The 16,215-nt window shown below is 39.5% G+C and carries 14 protein-coding genes and 3 tRNA genes; 14 read left to right on the forward strand and 3 right to left on the reverse strand.

Features of this window, described 5'->3' with window-relative positions; genetic code table 11:
* Window positions 1–78: 78 nt before the first annotated feature.
* The 4 genes from N3I35_07235 to N3I35_07250 all read left to right on the forward strand — a co-directional run bounded on the left by N3I35_07235 (window position 79) and on the right by N3I35_07250 (window position 2,832).
* Complete coding sequence (locus N3I35_07235; GenBank protein ID MCX8129876.1) at window positions 79–2,463, forward strand: DNA translocase FtsK; 2,385 nt, start codon at window positions 79–81, stop codon at window positions 2,461–2,463.
* A gap of 102 nt (window positions 2,464–2,565) precedes the next feature.
* A tRNA-Met gene (locus tag N3I35_07240) sits at window positions 2,566–2,642 on the forward strand.
* Between the two features lie 3 nt (window positions 2,643–2,645).
* Window positions 2,646–2,721 (forward strand) — tRNA-Glu (locus tag N3I35_07245).
* Window positions 2,722–2,756: 35 nt separating this feature from the next.
* Window positions 2,757–2,832: transfer RNA gene (locus tag N3I35_07250), tRNA-Val, on the forward strand.
* Window positions 2,833–2,907: 75 nt separating this feature from the next.
* Here N3I35_07250 and N3I35_07255 read toward each other — a convergent pair.
* From N3I35_07255 to N3I35_07265, 3 genes are all read right to left on the reverse strand, one after another.
* Window positions 2,908–3,459: a DJ-1/PfpI family protein gene (locus tag N3I35_07255; GenBank protein MCX8129877.1), complete on the reverse strand. Its 552-nt coding sequence runs from the start codon at window positions 3,457–3,459 to the stop codon at window positions 2,908–2,910.
* Window positions 3,460–3,485: 26 nt separating this feature from the next.
* Window positions 3,486–5,714, reverse strand: coding sequence for a 1,4-alpha-glucan branching protein GlgB (glgB, locus tag N3I35_07260; protein MCX8129878.1), 2,229 nt, complete (start codon window positions 5,712–5,714; stop codon window positions 3,486–3,488).
* 337 nt (window positions 5,715–6,051) lie between these two features.
* The gene (locus tag N3I35_07265) at window positions 6,052–6,984 is read right to left on the reverse strand and encodes an N-acetylmuramoyl-L-alanine amidase (protein ID MCX8129879.1); all 933 of its coding nucleotides are present in this window, start codon (window positions 6,982–6,984) and stop codon (window positions 6,052–6,054) included.
* A 271-nt stretch (window positions 6,985–7,255) separates the two neighbouring features.
* Between N3I35_07265 and rpsF the strand changes: the two genes are divergently transcribed.
* The 10 genes from rpsF (at window position 7,256) to hpt (ending at window position 16,160) form a co-directional block, all read left to right on the forward strand.
* On the forward strand, window positions 7,256–7,540 hold the full coding sequence (gene rpsF / locus N3I35_07270; protein MCX8129880.1) for a 30S ribosomal protein S6: 285 nt from the start codon (window positions 7,256–7,258) through the stop codon (window positions 7,538–7,540).
* Window positions 7,541–7,549: 9 nt separating this feature from the next.
* Window positions 7,550–7,966, forward strand: coding sequence for a single-stranded DNA-binding protein (locus N3I35_07275; GenBank protein ID MCX8129881.1), 417 nt, complete (start codon window positions 7,550–7,552; stop codon window positions 7,964–7,966).
* A gap of 199 nt (window positions 7,967–8,165) precedes the next feature.
* Window positions 8,166–8,453, forward strand: a complete 288-nt coding sequence (gene rpsR, locus N3I35_07280) for a 30S ribosomal protein S18 (protein MCX8129882.1) — start codon at window positions 8,166–8,168, stop codon at window positions 8,451–8,453.
* A gap of 224 nt (window positions 8,454–8,677) precedes the next feature.
* Entirely contained in the window at window positions 8,678–9,511 is an 834-nt protein-coding gene (gene pheA, locus N3I35_07285) for a prephenate dehydratase (GenBank protein MCX8129883.1), read from the forward strand.
* Between the two features lie 190 nt (window positions 9,512–9,701).
* Window positions 9,702–10,043 carry a MazG-like family protein gene (locus N3I35_07290; GenBank protein MCX8129884.1) on the forward strand — a complete coding sequence of 114 codons (342 nt, stop codon included), beginning with the start codon at window positions 9,702–9,704 and terminating at the stop codon, window positions 10,041–10,043.
* 118 nt (window positions 10,044–10,161) lie between these two features.
* Entirely contained in the window at window positions 10,162–12,171 is a 2,010-nt protein-coding gene (locus tag N3I35_07295; GenBank protein ID MCX8129885.1) for a DHH family phosphoesterase, read from the forward strand.
* Between the two features lie 78 nt (window positions 12,172–12,249).
* Complete coding sequence (gene rplI, locus N3I35_07300) at window positions 12,250–12,699, forward strand: 50S ribosomal protein L9 (GenBank protein MCX8129886.1); 450 nt, start codon at window positions 12,250–12,252, stop codon at window positions 12,697–12,699.
* Window positions 12,700–12,810: 111 nt separating this feature from the next.
* On the forward strand, window positions 12,811–14,148 hold the full coding sequence (dnaB, locus tag N3I35_07305) for a replicative DNA helicase (protein MCX8129887.1): 1,338 nt from the start codon (window positions 12,811–12,813) through the stop codon (window positions 14,146–14,148).
* A 51-nt stretch (window positions 14,149–14,199) separates the two neighbouring features.
* On the forward strand, window positions 14,200–15,624 hold the full coding sequence (tilS, locus tag N3I35_07310) for a tRNA lysidine(34) synthetase TilS (GenBank protein ID MCX8129888.1): 1,425 nt from the start codon (window positions 14,200–14,202) through the stop codon (window positions 15,622–15,624).
* Window positions 15,624–16,160, forward strand: coding sequence for a hypoxanthine phosphoribosyltransferase (gene hpt, locus N3I35_07315; protein ID MCX8129889.1), 537 nt, complete (start codon window positions 15,624–15,626; stop codon window positions 16,158–16,160). The genes tilS and hpt overlap by 1 nt, the downstream gene beginning before the upstream one ends.
* The last annotated feature ends 55 nt before the right edge of the window (window positions 16,161–16,215 follow it).

Consider the following 16,215-nt stretch of genomic DNA (forward strand, 5'->3'; position numbering starts at 1 on the left):
AATAAAATACTGCCGGGACAACATTAAACATTATTGCACTAAATCCAATTCACTCAGGGAAGAGGTAATAGAGAAATCATGAATAATACTAGAAATAGATATCAGGGTACATACAGTAAAAGAGTAAAGAGAAACAATCAGAAGAAAAGAAAGAAATTTATCAGGGCACTTTTGATAATCTTAGCCGCTTTAGCAATAATTGCAGTATTTTTATCAAAGGTTACATCGGCTAGTTTCTTTATAGCATATCTGATAGAGATTTCCGCAGTATTCGGTCTTATGAGTATTGCTTCATACATAAGGTCCAAGAATAGGAAGGCTGGGAAAAGCTTACCTAAAAAGAGCATGACAACTGCCATGAATAGAATTGACACAAGCCCTGTCCGGGAGTTGAAGAGGTATAGTGAAGGATCATATACAAATCGCAGTAAAAAAAGCAATTTTGACTGGGTACTGGAAGGCAGGCAGGAGAATGCTGCTGCAATAGAAATTGTAGACAACCCTGGTGTTGAGAACAAAAAAAGTGAGATACGGGAAGAAAGGAAATTTGTTCCGTACAGATCGCCTTTTGAGCCCATTAATCCTGTAAATAAACCCGTCGAACCATTTGAAGAAACTACTGCAGACGGGATAAATCCATGTGAGGCAAATACGAGTGTTGCAGAAGTTGAATACGTAGCAGAAAAAGAATCCGGAACTGACATAAGCATAATGTTTGATGACGCATCTTCAGGTATTGAGGGTGAGCAGGAGTTTGAAGCCGACGAAAAAAGATTTGTATTTGAGGATAGTGGCGGAATGGAGACAGTGGAAGAGGGCAATGAGCCTCAATATGATGAATATGGAACTGATAATCTGGGGCAGGATAATTCTTGTGATGTTACCCCTCAAAAAACGTGTAGCAGACTGCTGAATGAAGAGAATGCCGGAAAGCCCAGAGTGGTGAGGTTGATAAGAAGAGCGAAGGGGACAGTCGGCATTGCAGTAGCAGGCGCTGATAACCGCAGCAGGGAAATAAAAAGACAGGAGAGCATAATACTTCCTCCGACAGATATCCTCAAAACACATGAAGCGACAGACAAAGATAAGCACTTGATGTCTGAAGCGGATTATAATGCAGAGAAGCTTGTCGAGACACTGGCAAGTTTCGGAGTAGGGGCAAAAGTAGTAAATGTAAGTAAGGGACCTGCAGTTACAAGATATGAGTTGCAGCCCAATATCGGGGTAAAGGTCAGCAAGATTGTTAACCTTGCGGATGATATAGCACTAAACCTGGCGGCTACTGCAGTCAGGATAGAGGCCCCAATACCGGGGAAAGCAGCAATTGGAATAGAAATACCGAATAAGGAAGTAATGTCTGTATTATTGAGAGATGTTATAGAGTCTGAAGAGTTTGTCCGCCACTCTTCAAAGCTTGCTTTTGCCGTAGGTAAGGATATATCAGGCAATACGGTCGTTGCTGACATAGCAAAAATGCCGCATCTTCTGATAGCCGGAGCAACAGGTTCCGGAAAGAGTGTATGTATTAACACGCTGATAGCCAGCATCTTATATAAGGCTTCACCTTCTGAAGTAAGGTTACTGATGATTGATCCTAAGGTGGTAGAATTGAACGTATATAATGGGATACCTCATCTGCTCATTCCTGTAGTAACAGATCCCAAAAAAGCAGCAGGCGCTTTAAATTGGGCTATACAGGAAATGACCAGCAGGTATAAGCTGTTTGCTGATAATAATGTAAGAGACCTGAAGGGGTTTAATAATCTGATCAGGCAGAGAAATGAGGGAGAGCAGCTCCCGCAGATAGTAATAATAATAGATGAGCTTGCTGATCTTATGATGGTGGCACCAAATGACGTCGAGGATTGTATATGCCGTTTGGCTCAGATGGCAAGAGCAGCTGGAATGCATCTGGTTATAGCAACTCAAAGACCTTCTGTCGATATTATTACAGGAGTCATAAAAGCAAATATTCCTTCACGGATATCCTTTGCAGTTACTTCACAGGTAGATTCAAGGACTATTTTGGATATGGCAGGAGCAGAAAAGCTGCTTGGACGCGGTGATATGCTGTTTAGCCCGATAGGGGAGCCAAAACCTATAAGGGTACAAGGCGCTTTTATATCGGATAAGGAAGTAGAATCGATAGTTGATCATCTTAAAGCTTCTTCAACAGTTGAATATGATGAGGAAATACTGCAGAAGATCGAAAAAACCTCTGAACCGGGCCAGGTAGAATCGGATGGTGATGATGAACTTTTGCAGCAGGCTATAGATATGGTCATAGACTGCGGACAAGCATCATCATCCCTGATTCAACGAAAGTTCAAGGTAGGCTATGCTAGGGCGGCAAGGATTGTGGATCAGATGGAGGCATGGGGTGTGGTAAGTGCATCCGACGGAAGCAGCAAGGCAAGAAGAGTATTGATTACCAGACAGGAATGGGAAGACTTGAATGCATAAACCTATGGAAAAATGTGTTCAGTAAAAATGTAAAACTTCCTCTTGACTTTATGTCAGGCTATCTGCTACAATATAAAAGCGCGTTAGGTGAGACGTGCATATGGCGGCGTAGCTCAGTTGGCCAGAGCATGCGGTTCATACCCGCAGTGTCGTTGGTTCAAATCCGACCGCCGCTACCATACGGCCCATTGGTCAAGTGGCCTAAGACACCGCCCTTTCACGGCGGTAACAGGGGTTCGAATCCCCTATGGGTCACCATTCAGTTGACAGTTGTAAGCTGTTAACTGATTTACGGGCGCTTAGCTCAGCTGGGAGAGCACCTGCCTTACAAGCAGGGGGTCATAGGTTCGAGCCCTATAGTGCCCACCAAAAAAAGAGAAGTATCAAATTTAATTTGATACTTCTCTTTTTTTGTATAATCTTAGATAAGATGATGAGGAGCAATCATGAAATTATCATGCCTGCTCTCAGCCTATTCACAGTTTCCATGCCTTTTAGGGCTTCTACTATTTTCAACGCGAATTCAAGGCATGTACCCGGCCCACGGGAGGTAATTATTTTTCCATCAGTGATGGTAGTAATTTCCTTTGAACAAATATTTGCGCCGGTTAAGTTTGATTCGCATCCAGGATAGCATACGGCGGATTTATCCTGGAGGAGGCCCAGCCTACCCAGAACAGTCGGTGCGGCACAAATGGCAGCCAGCCACTTTCCCTGCTCAGAAAAATTCCTGATTTCTTCTTTAAGGCCTGTGTGGTTATTCAGGTTTTCTGTCCCCGGCCCGCCACCTGGAAGTATTATCATATCTGCAGAGGAATAATCCGCATCTTCAAACAGAATATCTGAAATTACCTTAATATCGTGTACTCCATGCACTTCTTTCCTGCCGGTAATTGATACCGTCTGGGTTTCTATGCCGGCTCTCCGTAAAATATCCACTACACTTATTGCTTCGATTTCTTCAAACCCGTCTGCCAAATGTAGATATACCTTCATATATTAACCTCCTATATCCCCTCACTTTACTTTTTATCCTGAAGCTTTGGTTTTAGCACGACTGTAGCCAGTGGAGGAATTCGCATACCTACAGAGTAAGGCTTCCCGTGAGTAGCGATCTCTTCTGCCTGCAAGCCGCCGCAGTTGCCTACGTTACTGCCTCCGTATATCTCAGAGTCACTATTTAGTATTTCCTCGTAATAACAGTCAAATGGTACTCCTATACGGTAATGATCATATACTACCGGAGTAAAGTTGCATACAAAAATCAGCATATCATGCCAGTCTTTACCCTTGCGCAGAAATGATACTATACTGTGGTCCGAATCGTTACAGTCAATCCATTCGAAACCGTCATAGCTGAAGTCTACTTCGTATAACGCTTTCTCAGTCCTGTACAGCCTGTTCAGATCCCGTACATAAGCCTGCATTTTTCTGTGCATATCATAATCCAAGAGCAGCCAGTCCAAGCCGGTTTTGTATTTCCACTCAATGAACTGTCCGAACTCACAGCCCATGAACATCAATTTTTTACCCTGGTGACCATACATAAACCCGTAGCTGTTCCTTAAGCCGGCAAACTTTTGCCAGTAGTCCCCCGGCATTTTATTAAGCATTGAACATTTTCCGTGAACAACTTCGTCATGCGACAGAACCAGTATGAAATTTTCCGAATACGCATACATGATGGCAAATGTCAATAAGTTGTGATGGTACTTTCTGTATATGGGATCCATGCTTACATATTTCAAAAAGTCATTCATCCAGCCCATATTCCACTTAAAAGAGAAGCCGAGGCCGCCCATGTAAGGTGGCTTTGATACCAACGGCCAAGATGTGGATTCTTCTGCTATCATCATTACTCCGGGGAAATAGCTGTACACAGTATGATTCAACTGACGTATGAATTCTACAGCATCAAGATTTTCTCTTCCTCCGTACTTATTGGCAATCCATTCACCGTGATTTTTTCCGTAATCAAGGTACAGCATGGATGCTACAGCATCGACCCTTAAACCGTCAATATGATATTTTTCAAACCAGAAAACTGCGTTGGAAACTAAAAAATTTCTTACTTCATTTCTTCCGTAGTTAAAGATGTGTGTTCCCCAATCAAGGTGTTCACCCTGCCTGCAATCCTCATGTTCATAGAGGGCAGTTCCGTCAAAGCGGGCAAGGCCATGACCGTCTTTCGGAAAATGTGCGGGAACCCAGTCAACTATTATTCCGATTCCATTCTGATGGAGCTTATCAACAAAATACATAAAATCCTTTGGCTCACCATACCTGCTGGTAGCAGCAAAGTATCCTGTAACCTGGTATCCCCACGAGCCATCAAACGGATGCTCTGATACGGGGAGTATTTCTATATGTGTATATCCCATTTCTTTTACATATTCAACGAGTTGGTCGGCTAATTCCCTATAGGAGAAAAAGCCGTTATCATCATCGTCAATTTTCTTCTTCCACGATCCGAGGTGTAGCTCATAAATTGAAACGGGTTTTTCCAGTATATTTGAATTTTCCCTTTCCTTAATCCAGTCTTTATCTCCCCACTGGTAGCCTTCTATATCATATACTATGGAAGCCGTGTCCGGTCTTAATTCTGCATAGAAAGCATATGGATCCGCTTTTTTATATATCTCCCCAAAGTGAGTCTTTATTTCATATTTATATACATCACCCTTGCATATACCCGGAATAAATATCTCCCAAACACCGGAACAGCCAAGGTTTCTCATCTGATGCCTTCTACCGTCCCATTGGTTGAAGTTTCCGACTACACTTACGCGTTTGGCACAAGGTGCCCAGACAGCAAACAGAGTACCGTCAACCCCATTGACTTTACAGATATGCGCTCCAAGTTTTTCATATATTTTATGGTGATTGCCTTCGTTGAAAAGATGTATATCATAATCAGATATGACCGGCAGGAAACTATAGGGGTCCGATATTGAAAATGTATTGTTTTCATAATCGGTAACTTCCAGCTTGTACTGAAAAAAATCATTTTTATCTTTTATTAATACCTCAAAGAAACCCTGTTCATTGATTTTTTCCATTAGATACTTTCTTCCACCTGCATCATCAATTACATAAATATCTTTTGCATTAGGAAAGAATGCCCTTATGGCATATACTTCCCTATTTTCTTTTTTCATCTCTACTTTATGTATACCTAGCACATTGTAGGGATCTCTATGCTCTCCGGCTATAATACATGTTATTTCCTCAATATTTGCTGTTGTATTCATCTTTTACCTCTCTTATCCATAGTCTCAAAGTATTGAATATTATTATATGGAATAGCTGAGAAAGAAATTTTTTCATAACATGATACTAATACTATTAAATATGTTTGATTAATTCTAATTGCAAGTTTCGCTGATGCCTTAAGTCACTACACAAGCAATTCAAATCAACTAGCGCAACAAGTTAATTTAGAATAAAGTAATCATGTTAAAATCTTATATTATTATATAAAATTATACAATAGATATGTAGTAAATATACGGTATATTAAAATTTGCTGATATACAGCCATAAGTAAAAACGGCTGGAAGGCTTTAATGTTAAGCCTTCCAGCCGTTTTTACTTTGCTAGACCTGAATTTTCTATTCCATTCATTATTGCCTTGGCAATTTTTTCTCTGAAACTTTTCTGAGTTAAAAGTTTACGTTCTTCTTTATTTGTAATAAAAGCGGTTTCCACCAATACACCAGGGATGCTTGAATTTTTTAATATGTAGAAATTTGCTGTTCTAATACTATTTCTGGGCCGCTGCTTACCATTTACCTTCAAGTTGTTAAGCTCTTTCTGGATACTTAATGCGAGGGCTTTAGACTTTGAACTTTTAGAATTATAAAATACAATAGACCCTTTCATTGCCGGATTCTTGGGGAGACTGTTAACGTGTACGCTTACAAACAATCTGGCTTTACTTTTACCTATAATATTAACTCTGGCATCCAGCTCTCTTTTTTCTATGGGGCCTCTGAGGCTTGAGAGCTTATATAGGGAAATATCCCTCGACCGGGTCATTAACGCATCATAATTTTTATTTTCCAAGTACGACTCAAGCATCTTTGAAATATCGAGATTCACTTCCTTTTCGACCACGGATCCCTTTGAAGTTCCGGGATCCCTCCCTCCATGGCCTGCATCTATAACTATTTTAATTCCTGATTTACTCTGCTGGCTGGAAGTATTGGTTCTTTTCAAAAGGGTGTTTATGCGGTTGAGTGTTATAGTTCCTGCATTGCCTGTCGGGGATATTTTATGTTTTTTCTGAAAGCTGATTACTGCAGATTCTGTTGCTTCTCCGAAATAGCCTGTTAAACTCGAGTTGAAGAAACCTAAAGATTTTAAATCCTTTTGAAGCTGCAATACTTTACTCCCACTCATTCCCTGCTTGAGTAAATCCGAGCTTCCCGCACCGAGAACGGTTTGGTACGGCGTAATCATGAATAGAAATGCCAGTAAAAAAACCAAGGGCAAAATCCTTCTCCTAGATCGGAAAAACATAGAATAACCCCCTCTTTTATGTCTGTGAGGATGATAGAATCCGGTTAGAATATTAGTTTACCATAACTAAATATTATGGTAAACTGTATTTTCTTGAAGTTAAATGTAACATAATTATACTATAAAGGTCGAATTTTGTAAATTTTTGATATTAATAAGTGAAAAAAATTTCTTGTATATTTGCATTTATTGTGATAAAATGACTATTCGTAAATCCTTGCTCTGCACATATGATGCAGGGCCATAGTCCGGGAGGAGGTGAAGTAGAATGATGAACAAATACGAAACTATTTTCATCATCAATACTGAAATTGGGGAAGAAAGCGTTAAGGCTCTTGTTGAAAAATTCAAGAACATGCTGGAAACTTCAACCCAATTGGAAAATATTGATGAATGGGGAAAAAGAAAGTTGGCATATCCTATAAACGATCTCAACGAAGGCTATTATGTACTGGCAAACTTCAGTGCAGAATCCAATTTCCCACAAGAACTTGAAAGAGTATATAAAATAACCGATGGTATCATCAAATATATTGTTATAAGGAAAGAAAATTAAGGTGATTTTATGAATAAGGTTATTTTAATGGGGAGGCTTACCAAAGAGCCCGAACTCAGATACACAAGCACAAACAATACAGCTGTTTGCAGCTTTACTCTTGCTATAGACAGAAAGTTTTCCAAACAGGGTGAAGAGAAGCAGGCAGATTTTATACCTGTAGTTGCTTGGAGCAAACTGGGCGAGTTTTGCGGGAAGTACTTTCAAAAAGGCCGCCAGGTAGTTGTTGTAGGCAGAATTCAAACCAGAACCTGGGACGATAGTGAAGGCAAAAAACACTATGTAACCGAGGTAGTAGCTGAGGAGGCGTACTTCGCTGACAGTAAAAAAGGAGAAGGAATGCCCTCAAGAAATACAGGTGGAGCAGGCTCTGACCAGACGGACGGGTTTTATCCGATAGACGACGATGATGAACTTCCGTTTTGAGCAGGACCTGTAGGTGATAGGATACAGTGACGGGCAACAGAATAAGTGATACGTATTTGTTGACCATACTGTAAGTTTAACGATTATATTTATTAGACGATAAATAATTCTCTATGGGTACATATGCAGCAGCCTGTTAAGGATTGCTGAAAGTTATGATCGCATAGATAGAAATTATTGTGGAAGGAGGTTTTGAACCATGCCAGGACCAAAAAGGGATAGAAATAACAGAGATTCCTATGATAAGGGCGAAGGTAAAGGCGGAATGAGGATGAGAAGGGCAAAGAGAAAAATTTGTGCCTTCTGTGTTGATAAAGTAACCGATATAGACTATAAGGAAGTTGCAAAAGTAAGAAAGTTTATTTCTGAAAGAGGAAAGATACTTCCAAGAAGAATATCAGGAAACTGTGCTAAACACCAACGTCAACTGACTGTAGCTATAAAGAGGGCAAGACATATTGCATTACTTCCGTATACAGCAGAATAAAAACAGCCCCCTGTTAGTGATGAAAGCTAACAGGGGGTTTTTATAACAGTTGGTACGGCAGCATTTGCTAGTAAAAACGGGTTGGAAATAAAAAGATTTAGTGGTACTATTAAATTCGGAATAAAAAAGGATTCAAAGATTCCTTTTTACTTGTACATAGTATGATCGTGGTTTGCCGGATATTTTTCTGGATAGAATTTAAAACGGGGCTTATTGAGGTGTTTATGCGGAAGATAGGTTTTTTAGGTCCTAAAGGTACCTTCTCACATGAGGCAGCTTTAGAGTATATTAAGAAAAGGGAGATTGGATATACAGCTTGTGACTTCAATTCCATTACGGATACGCTGCTTGCCGTACAAAGAGGGGAGATCCATGAAGCAATAGTCCCCATAGAAAATTCACTGGAGGGTGCAATAAATGTAACACTTGATACTATTGCATTTGATGTGGATCTGAAAATTATGGCTGAGGAAATAATAGCCGTAAGACCAAACCTCCTCGTAAAAAAAGGAACCAGGATTGAAGACATAAAATGCATACTGTCACATCCTCAGCCTATAGGACAGTGCATTAAGTATATAGGATCAAGATTTCCCGGAGCCCAGGTGAAAAGTGTTTACAGTACGGTAGGGGCTGTAGAGGAAGTGCTGGAGGGGAATGGCGATTTAGCGGCTATCGGTACTATCGCTGCGGCGGAAGCATATGGGTTGGATATATTAGACAGAAACATTCAAGATGGGGAGAATAACTTTACAAGGTTTGTTGTCGTGTCTGGTCAGGATAGTGAGAGAACCGGTGATGACAAAACTTCTATTGTATTTTCGACTGAAAATAAACCGGGAAGTTTATACAGGATACTGGATATTTTTAATTTATGGGATATAAATATGACCAGGATTGAATCAAGACCTGCAAAAAACCAACTGGGAAGATATATATTTTTTGTTGATATTATAGGACACAGGAGTGACGATGACGTGAGAGACGCACTTACAATGGTACAGAAAAAAACGTCATTTTATAAATTCCTTGGATCGTATCCGGTGTTTAGGAGCTAAGCTGCAGGAGTAAAGCAAATAGCCGGAAGCCGGGAATTTGGTTTACAAATCAAGGCTTTATAGTTGGTATTGTTTGGGAAATTGAACAAGAATACCCGTTTTAGTGGTATAATATTAGGACAATTATGTTAGGTTGAAGTTTTTTGTTAACTACTAATTGTTAATTGTCAACTGATTACGGGGTGAATAAATGGGTGTTTTTGATAAAGAGATTGATATTACCAGGAACATAAAGATTATTGAATGGCTAAAAAGCGAACTCCTGACCGATATGGCAAATCTTTTCAAAATACTGGTAAACGGCATGAAGGAAGAAATACATGATTCTATAGCGGATACCATATCCAATATAATCTTAATATCGTATCTGCTTGGCAGAAGATTGGGTATCAGCTACAATTCAATAGAGATGAAGATAGAGAATAAAGTGAAACTGGGACTGGTTGAGAACCACGATGTGGAAAAGTACTACGGAGATCTTTCCGAACTTTCAAAGCATCTGAACAGCTCCAGATATAAAATTAAGAAGTAACTGATTTGATTTTGCCTACAAACAGGGAGCTATAGTCAGGCAGCCTGAAAACGGAGTTAATCCGAAACTTCTAACAAGGATTGTTTAGACTTTCAGGTTGCAGTATTAGGAGAAAGCTATGGATAATAAAAAAATTTCTGGCATTTTTGTACCACGCGCAAGTTTCTACCTATGGATAATTTTTGTATTACTGATTATTGTGACCATATTGCAGTGGCAGGTGGCCATACCGGGATATCTGCTCTTAATCGCTCTTTTCTACTACAATTTCAGATCAAGCTATGTAAGGCAGCGTGAAATCACCAGGTATATAGAAAATCTTACATTTAATATAGATTCAGCTACTAAAGATACCCTGCTGAATTTTCCAATGCCTCTGGTGGTAGTAGAACTGAATGGTACAATTATTTGGTACAATTCTTCATTCAGGAAGATTTTCGATGGCGAAGAGCTTTTGGAAAAAACTATAAGTTCTTTTGTCGGAGAGCTGCATCCTGAAAACCTTATCGATGAAAAGACTAATATCTGTAAGGAGATAGAAATAAATAACCGTCATTATTGTGTGCTTGGCAATATTGCGAAAGTTGAAGACAAGAATAATAAGGATGAGTATATTCTTTTGCTTTACCTGGTTGACAACACTGAGCTGATAGAAACAAGGAAGTTATACAATGATGAAAAACCTGCTATAGGAATCATAATTATAGATAATTACGATGAACTGATGCAGAGTATGGAGGATTCCAGCCAGCCACAAATGCTTGCCGAGATAGAAAGAAAAGTTGTACAGTGGGTAGGATTTACAGGCGGCATAATCAAGAAGTTTGAAAGGGATAAGTATCTTTTTGTATTTGAATATAAACATCTGAAGGATTTTGAGGAAAAAAAATTCGAGATCCTTGATATTGTAAAGGAAATAAATATCGGTAACAGGATTCCTGTAACACTAAGTCTTGGTTTCGGAATAAACGGAGGCACACTGCTTGAAAACTTTAAGTATGCTGCAGCATCCATAGATATTGCGCTGGGAAGGGGCGGCGACCAGGTAGTTCTTAAAGATGGAGAGAGCTTCAGTTTCTATGGCGGGAAAACCAGGGAGCTGGAAAAGAGGACCAGGGTAAAGGCAAGAGTCATTGCATATGCTTTGCGAGAGCTTATGGATCAGGCATCTTCAGTCATGATTATGGGGCACGAAAATGCGGACATAGATTCTCTGGGATCAGCTCTGGGACTATACAGGATTGCAAAGAACAGGGAGAAGGATGCATACATAGTACTGAACTATTCCAATCCGACTATAGACAGCATGGTATCCAAAATACAAAAAAGTAATGAATATGAGGGCTTGTTCATTGGAAGAGTAGAGGCCTTGGAAAAGATAAACACAAAAACACTGCTGATAATTGTTGATACGCATAGGCCAGGATTTACAGAGTGCCCGGAATTGCTCAACTACACTGACCAGATAGTAGTTATCGACCATCACAGAAAAGGAGCGGATTTTATCCAGGATGCAGTTCTGACTTATCAGGAAACTTATGCATCTTCAACCTGTGAGCTTGTCACTGAAATTCTCCTGTACGTAGAAGAAAAGGTCAAACTGAAGTCTATCGAGGCAGAGTCTCTATATGCGGGAATTGTTGTGGATACTAAAAACTTTACATTCAAAACCGGGGTAAGAACCTTTGAAGCAGCATCATACCTCAGGAGGCAGGGGGTGGACACTGTTGCGGTGAGGCAGCTTTTCCAGAATGACCTGAAAACCTATATCAATATTTCCAATGTTGTAAAAGACGCTGAAATAATTAATGATAAAATAGCAATATCCATCTGTCCTCCTAACACAAAGAATGCACAGCTTATAGCTGCACAGGCTGCGGACCAGCTTTTGACCCTTTCGGGGCTTGTTGCTGCATTTGTATTAAGCTATGCAAATAGCGAAGTTTTTATAAGCGGCAGATCCCTTGGAGATGTGAATGTTCAGGTAATCCTGGAAAAACTGGGTGGTGGAGGGCATCTGACTGTTGCAGGAGCACAGCTTCAGGATATTTCGATAGAAGAAGCCAAAGATAAACTTAAGTATGCTATAATTGAATATATGGACGAGTGCAATAATAGTGAAAAATAAATTTTAGATGCAAAGATAAATCAAAAGTAGAGGTTAGAATAATATCTGTCTCTAGCTGAGCTTATAATGGAGGTTGCTATGAAGGTTATATTAAAACAGGATGTCAAAGGGATGGGAAAGAAAGAAAGCATGGTTGAAGTCAGCGACGGGTATGCAAGGAATTACCTGATACCAAGAGGCCTGGCTGTAGAGGCTAATGCTACAAACATCAATGTTATGAATACTAAAAAGGAAGCCGAACGTTCAAAGAAGGAAAGAGAACTTGCAAGTGCTAAAGCTTTGGCAGAAAAAATCAAAAACATTACGGTTGTTATTAAGACTAAGGCAGGAGAAAACGGAAAGCTTTTCGGTTCTATTACAAGTATGGATATAGCCGGCAAGCTTAAAAGCGATTTTGGACTTGATATAGACAAGAAAAAGATTCAGCTACAGGATGCGATAAAAGCATTGGGAACTACAGAGGTGGAAGTAAAGCTTTACCCTGAAGTAAGTGCAAAGCTTATGGTAAAAATCGAGCAGGGACAATAAAAGAAGGTTAAGGCTAAGGTTAAGGTTAGGGGATATCGGCATAAAATCTGAGACTATCAAAAGCAAATCTGAACCTCAACCTGTTTAGCTACCGGAGGGAGCTAAATAATCATGGATATTAATGCTTTAGGTAGAATTCCGCCCCATAATATACAGGCCGAACAGTCGGTTCTGGGGTCGATGCTTTTGGACAAAGAGGTAATACCAAACGTAACAGAGATACTTAAAAGTGAAGATTTTTACAGAGAAGACAATAGGGAAATATTTGATGCTATTCTTGACCTTTTTAACAGAGCTGAGCCTATTGATTTGATTACGGTATCTGAACAATTGAAGCTTAGAGGCACATTAGAAAGTGTAGGAGGATTGGAGTATCTTACAAACATAGCTACATCTGTTCCAACCACCACCAATGCCCGTCACTATGCAAAAATTGTCGAAGAGAAATCAATTCTCAGGAGTCTGATAAGAGCATCGTCAGATATTCTGAATATGGGCTATGAAGCTGCAGAGGAAGTATCGTATGTCCTTGACAGAGCTGAAAAGAATATTTTTGATATACTTCAAAAGAGAAACCTGCAGGGATTTGCACCTATTAAGGATGTACTTGTAGATACCTTTAACAAGCTTGAAGAATTATATAACAGCAAAGGGGTTGTAACAGGTATACCCACAGGTTTCACAGATCTTGACTATAAAACTGCGGGGCTCCACAATTCAGACCTTGTTCTTATTGCTGCCAGACCTGCCATGGGGAAAACTGCTTTTGTACTGAATATTGCACAGTATGCTGCTGTACATGCAAAGGTACCTGTTGCTATTTTCAGTTTGGAAATGTCAAAAGAGCAGCTTGTAAACAGAATGCTTTGCTGTGAAGCGATGGTGGACAGCCAGAGAATGAGAACCGGAAAGCTGGAGGATGATGACTGGCAGAAGATTGCACGTGCCCTGGGTCCTCTTTCGGAGGCTCCGATATACATAGACGATACTCCCGGAACTTCAATTATGGAGATACGTGCGAAATGCAGAAGGCTAAAGCTGGAAAAAAACTTAGGAATGATTGTTATAGACTACCTGCAGCTTATGCAGGGAAGGGGTAAAAACGAGAGCAGGCAGCAGGAAATTTCTGAGATTTCAAGATCACTTAAGATTTTGGCAAAAGAACTGAGTGTTCCGGTACTTACTCTGTCCCAGTTAAGCCGTGGACCTGAATCAAGAACTGATCATAGGCCTATGCTCAGTGATTTGAGAGAATCCGGAGCTATCGAGCAGGACGCAGATATAGTTATGTTCCTCTACAGGGACGACTACTATAATCCTGAGACAGAAAAGAAAAATATAGCTGAAGTTATACTGGCTAAACACAGAGCTGGCTCTACTGGAACAGTTGAGCTCGTGTGGCTTGGACAATATACCAAGTTTGCAAACCTGGAAAAGTTCAGGGCATAAAATATTGGATGGATAAAGAGGCAGTAATGCTTAGTTAATCAGTTGGAAATTATGAGTATAGAAAAGAAAGTTTTGAACACAATCAGAAAATTTAATCTGGTACAGAGTGGCGAGAGTATCATTGTAGGGGTCTCAGGAGGCCCTGATTCGGTATGCCTCCTTCATGTACTCCATACGCTGATAGGTGAGCTGAATATAAATAATATTTACGCCGTACATATAAACCATATGCTGAGAGGCGATGAATCACGCCTTGATGAGGAATATGTAGTTGATTTGTGTGAAAAGCTAGGAATAAGGCTGTTTTCCAAATCTTTTGATATTAAAGCTATTTCACGGGGAAAGAGTATATCTATCGAGGAAGCCGGCAGGGAGGTACGCTATGGTCAATTTGAAGCTGTATCTGCTGAAGTGGGGGCAGAAAAGATTGCAGTAGCGCATAATAGGAATGATCAGGCAGAAACTGTGCTGATGCATATTATCAGAGGAGCCGGACTTGAAGGACTCCAGGGTATGGAATTTAGAAGGGGCAGGATTATCAGGCCTCTTATGGAAATAGAACGAAGTGATATAGAAAAATATTGTAGTGAGAAAAGGCTAAATCCCAGAACGGACAGCTCAAATCTGAAAAATATATATACAAGGAACAAAGTCCGTCTTGATCTGATTCCTTTTATTGATAACCTGTTCAAGACTGACATAACCGACAAGCTTGTAAAAGCATCTGTTCTTTTAAGGGATGACAATAATTATATTAATGCGAACGTATCAAGAATATTTGATCAATGTGTTATCAGCAGGAGCAGGCAGGATATACAACTAGATATTTCTGCAATCAATAGTCAACATCCTGCCATTAAAAAAAGATTGGTCCGTAATGCTGTCAGAGAAGTAAAAGGAGACCTGAAGGGCATAGAAAATATTCATATAGAGGGCACAATAGCTGTTATTCAATCGGGGAAAACTGGTATTGAAATACACCTGCCTTTTAATATACGTGTCAGGAAGTCCTATAACATATTGAGGATATTTCTGCATAATGGGTCTGAGCAGGTTGATACAGCTTTTGACAGAAGCTTAAACGTTCCGGGTCAAACAGTTGGAGAAAATCAAGATACTTTCATAAAAGCAGAAATAGAAGAAATGATAAAGGATAAAGACTATAACAAAGATGCTCAGTACAGTTTAGCGAAATATTTTGATTATGAAAAGCTAAAAACAGGAATAAGTATAAGGACCCGGAAAGAAGGGGATATTTTCAAACCATATAAGTCTAATGGTACAAAAAAACTAAAAGAATATTTTATTGATAATAAAATTCCAAAGGAAGAAAGAGCCAGAATTCCAGTTATTGCAAAAGGTAATGAGATAGTCTGGATTATTGGGCATAAAATAAGTGATAAATTTAAAGTAACTGAAAATACTAAAAGTATATTAAAATTAGAATATATAAAACTAAGTGAGGAGAATACATAATGGAAGGTATAAAAGGTGTTTTGGTAAGCAGGGAAGCTCTAAATCAAAAAATCAAAGAACTGGGACAGAAGATTTCGCAGGACTATGAAGGTAAGGATTTGGTTTTAGTCGGCGTTTTAAAGGGTGGTTTTGTTTTTTTAGCGGATTTAATGAGAGAAATAACTATTCCTGTTGATATGGATTTTATATCTGTTTCAAGCTACGGAAATTCAACCAGGTCGTCAGGAGTGGTAAGAATTATAAAGGACATAGATATAAATATTACAAACAAGCATGTGCTGATTGTTGAAGATCTTGTTGATACAGGACTTACGCTTAAACACCTGAAGGAGCTGCTGAATACCAGAGGGCCTCTGAGTGTAAAAATATGTACTGCTCTTGATAAGCCTTCGAGAAGAAAAGTTGAAATAGATGTTGATTATGAAGGTATAGTAATTCCTGATGAGTTTGTTGTGGGTTATGGGTTGGATTGTGCAGGTAAGTACAGGAATCTCCCTGAGGTGTGCACATTAGATCCTAACATGTTTAAGAAATAATGTCTGAAATGCTTGTATTTATAGCATGTAAATTTTATTTTACTTTGGGATTTAT

It is taken from the genome of Clostridia bacterium (assembly GCA_026414765.1).
Classification (GTDB): Bacteria; Bacillota; Clostridia; order Acetivibrionales; family DSM-27016; genus SKW86.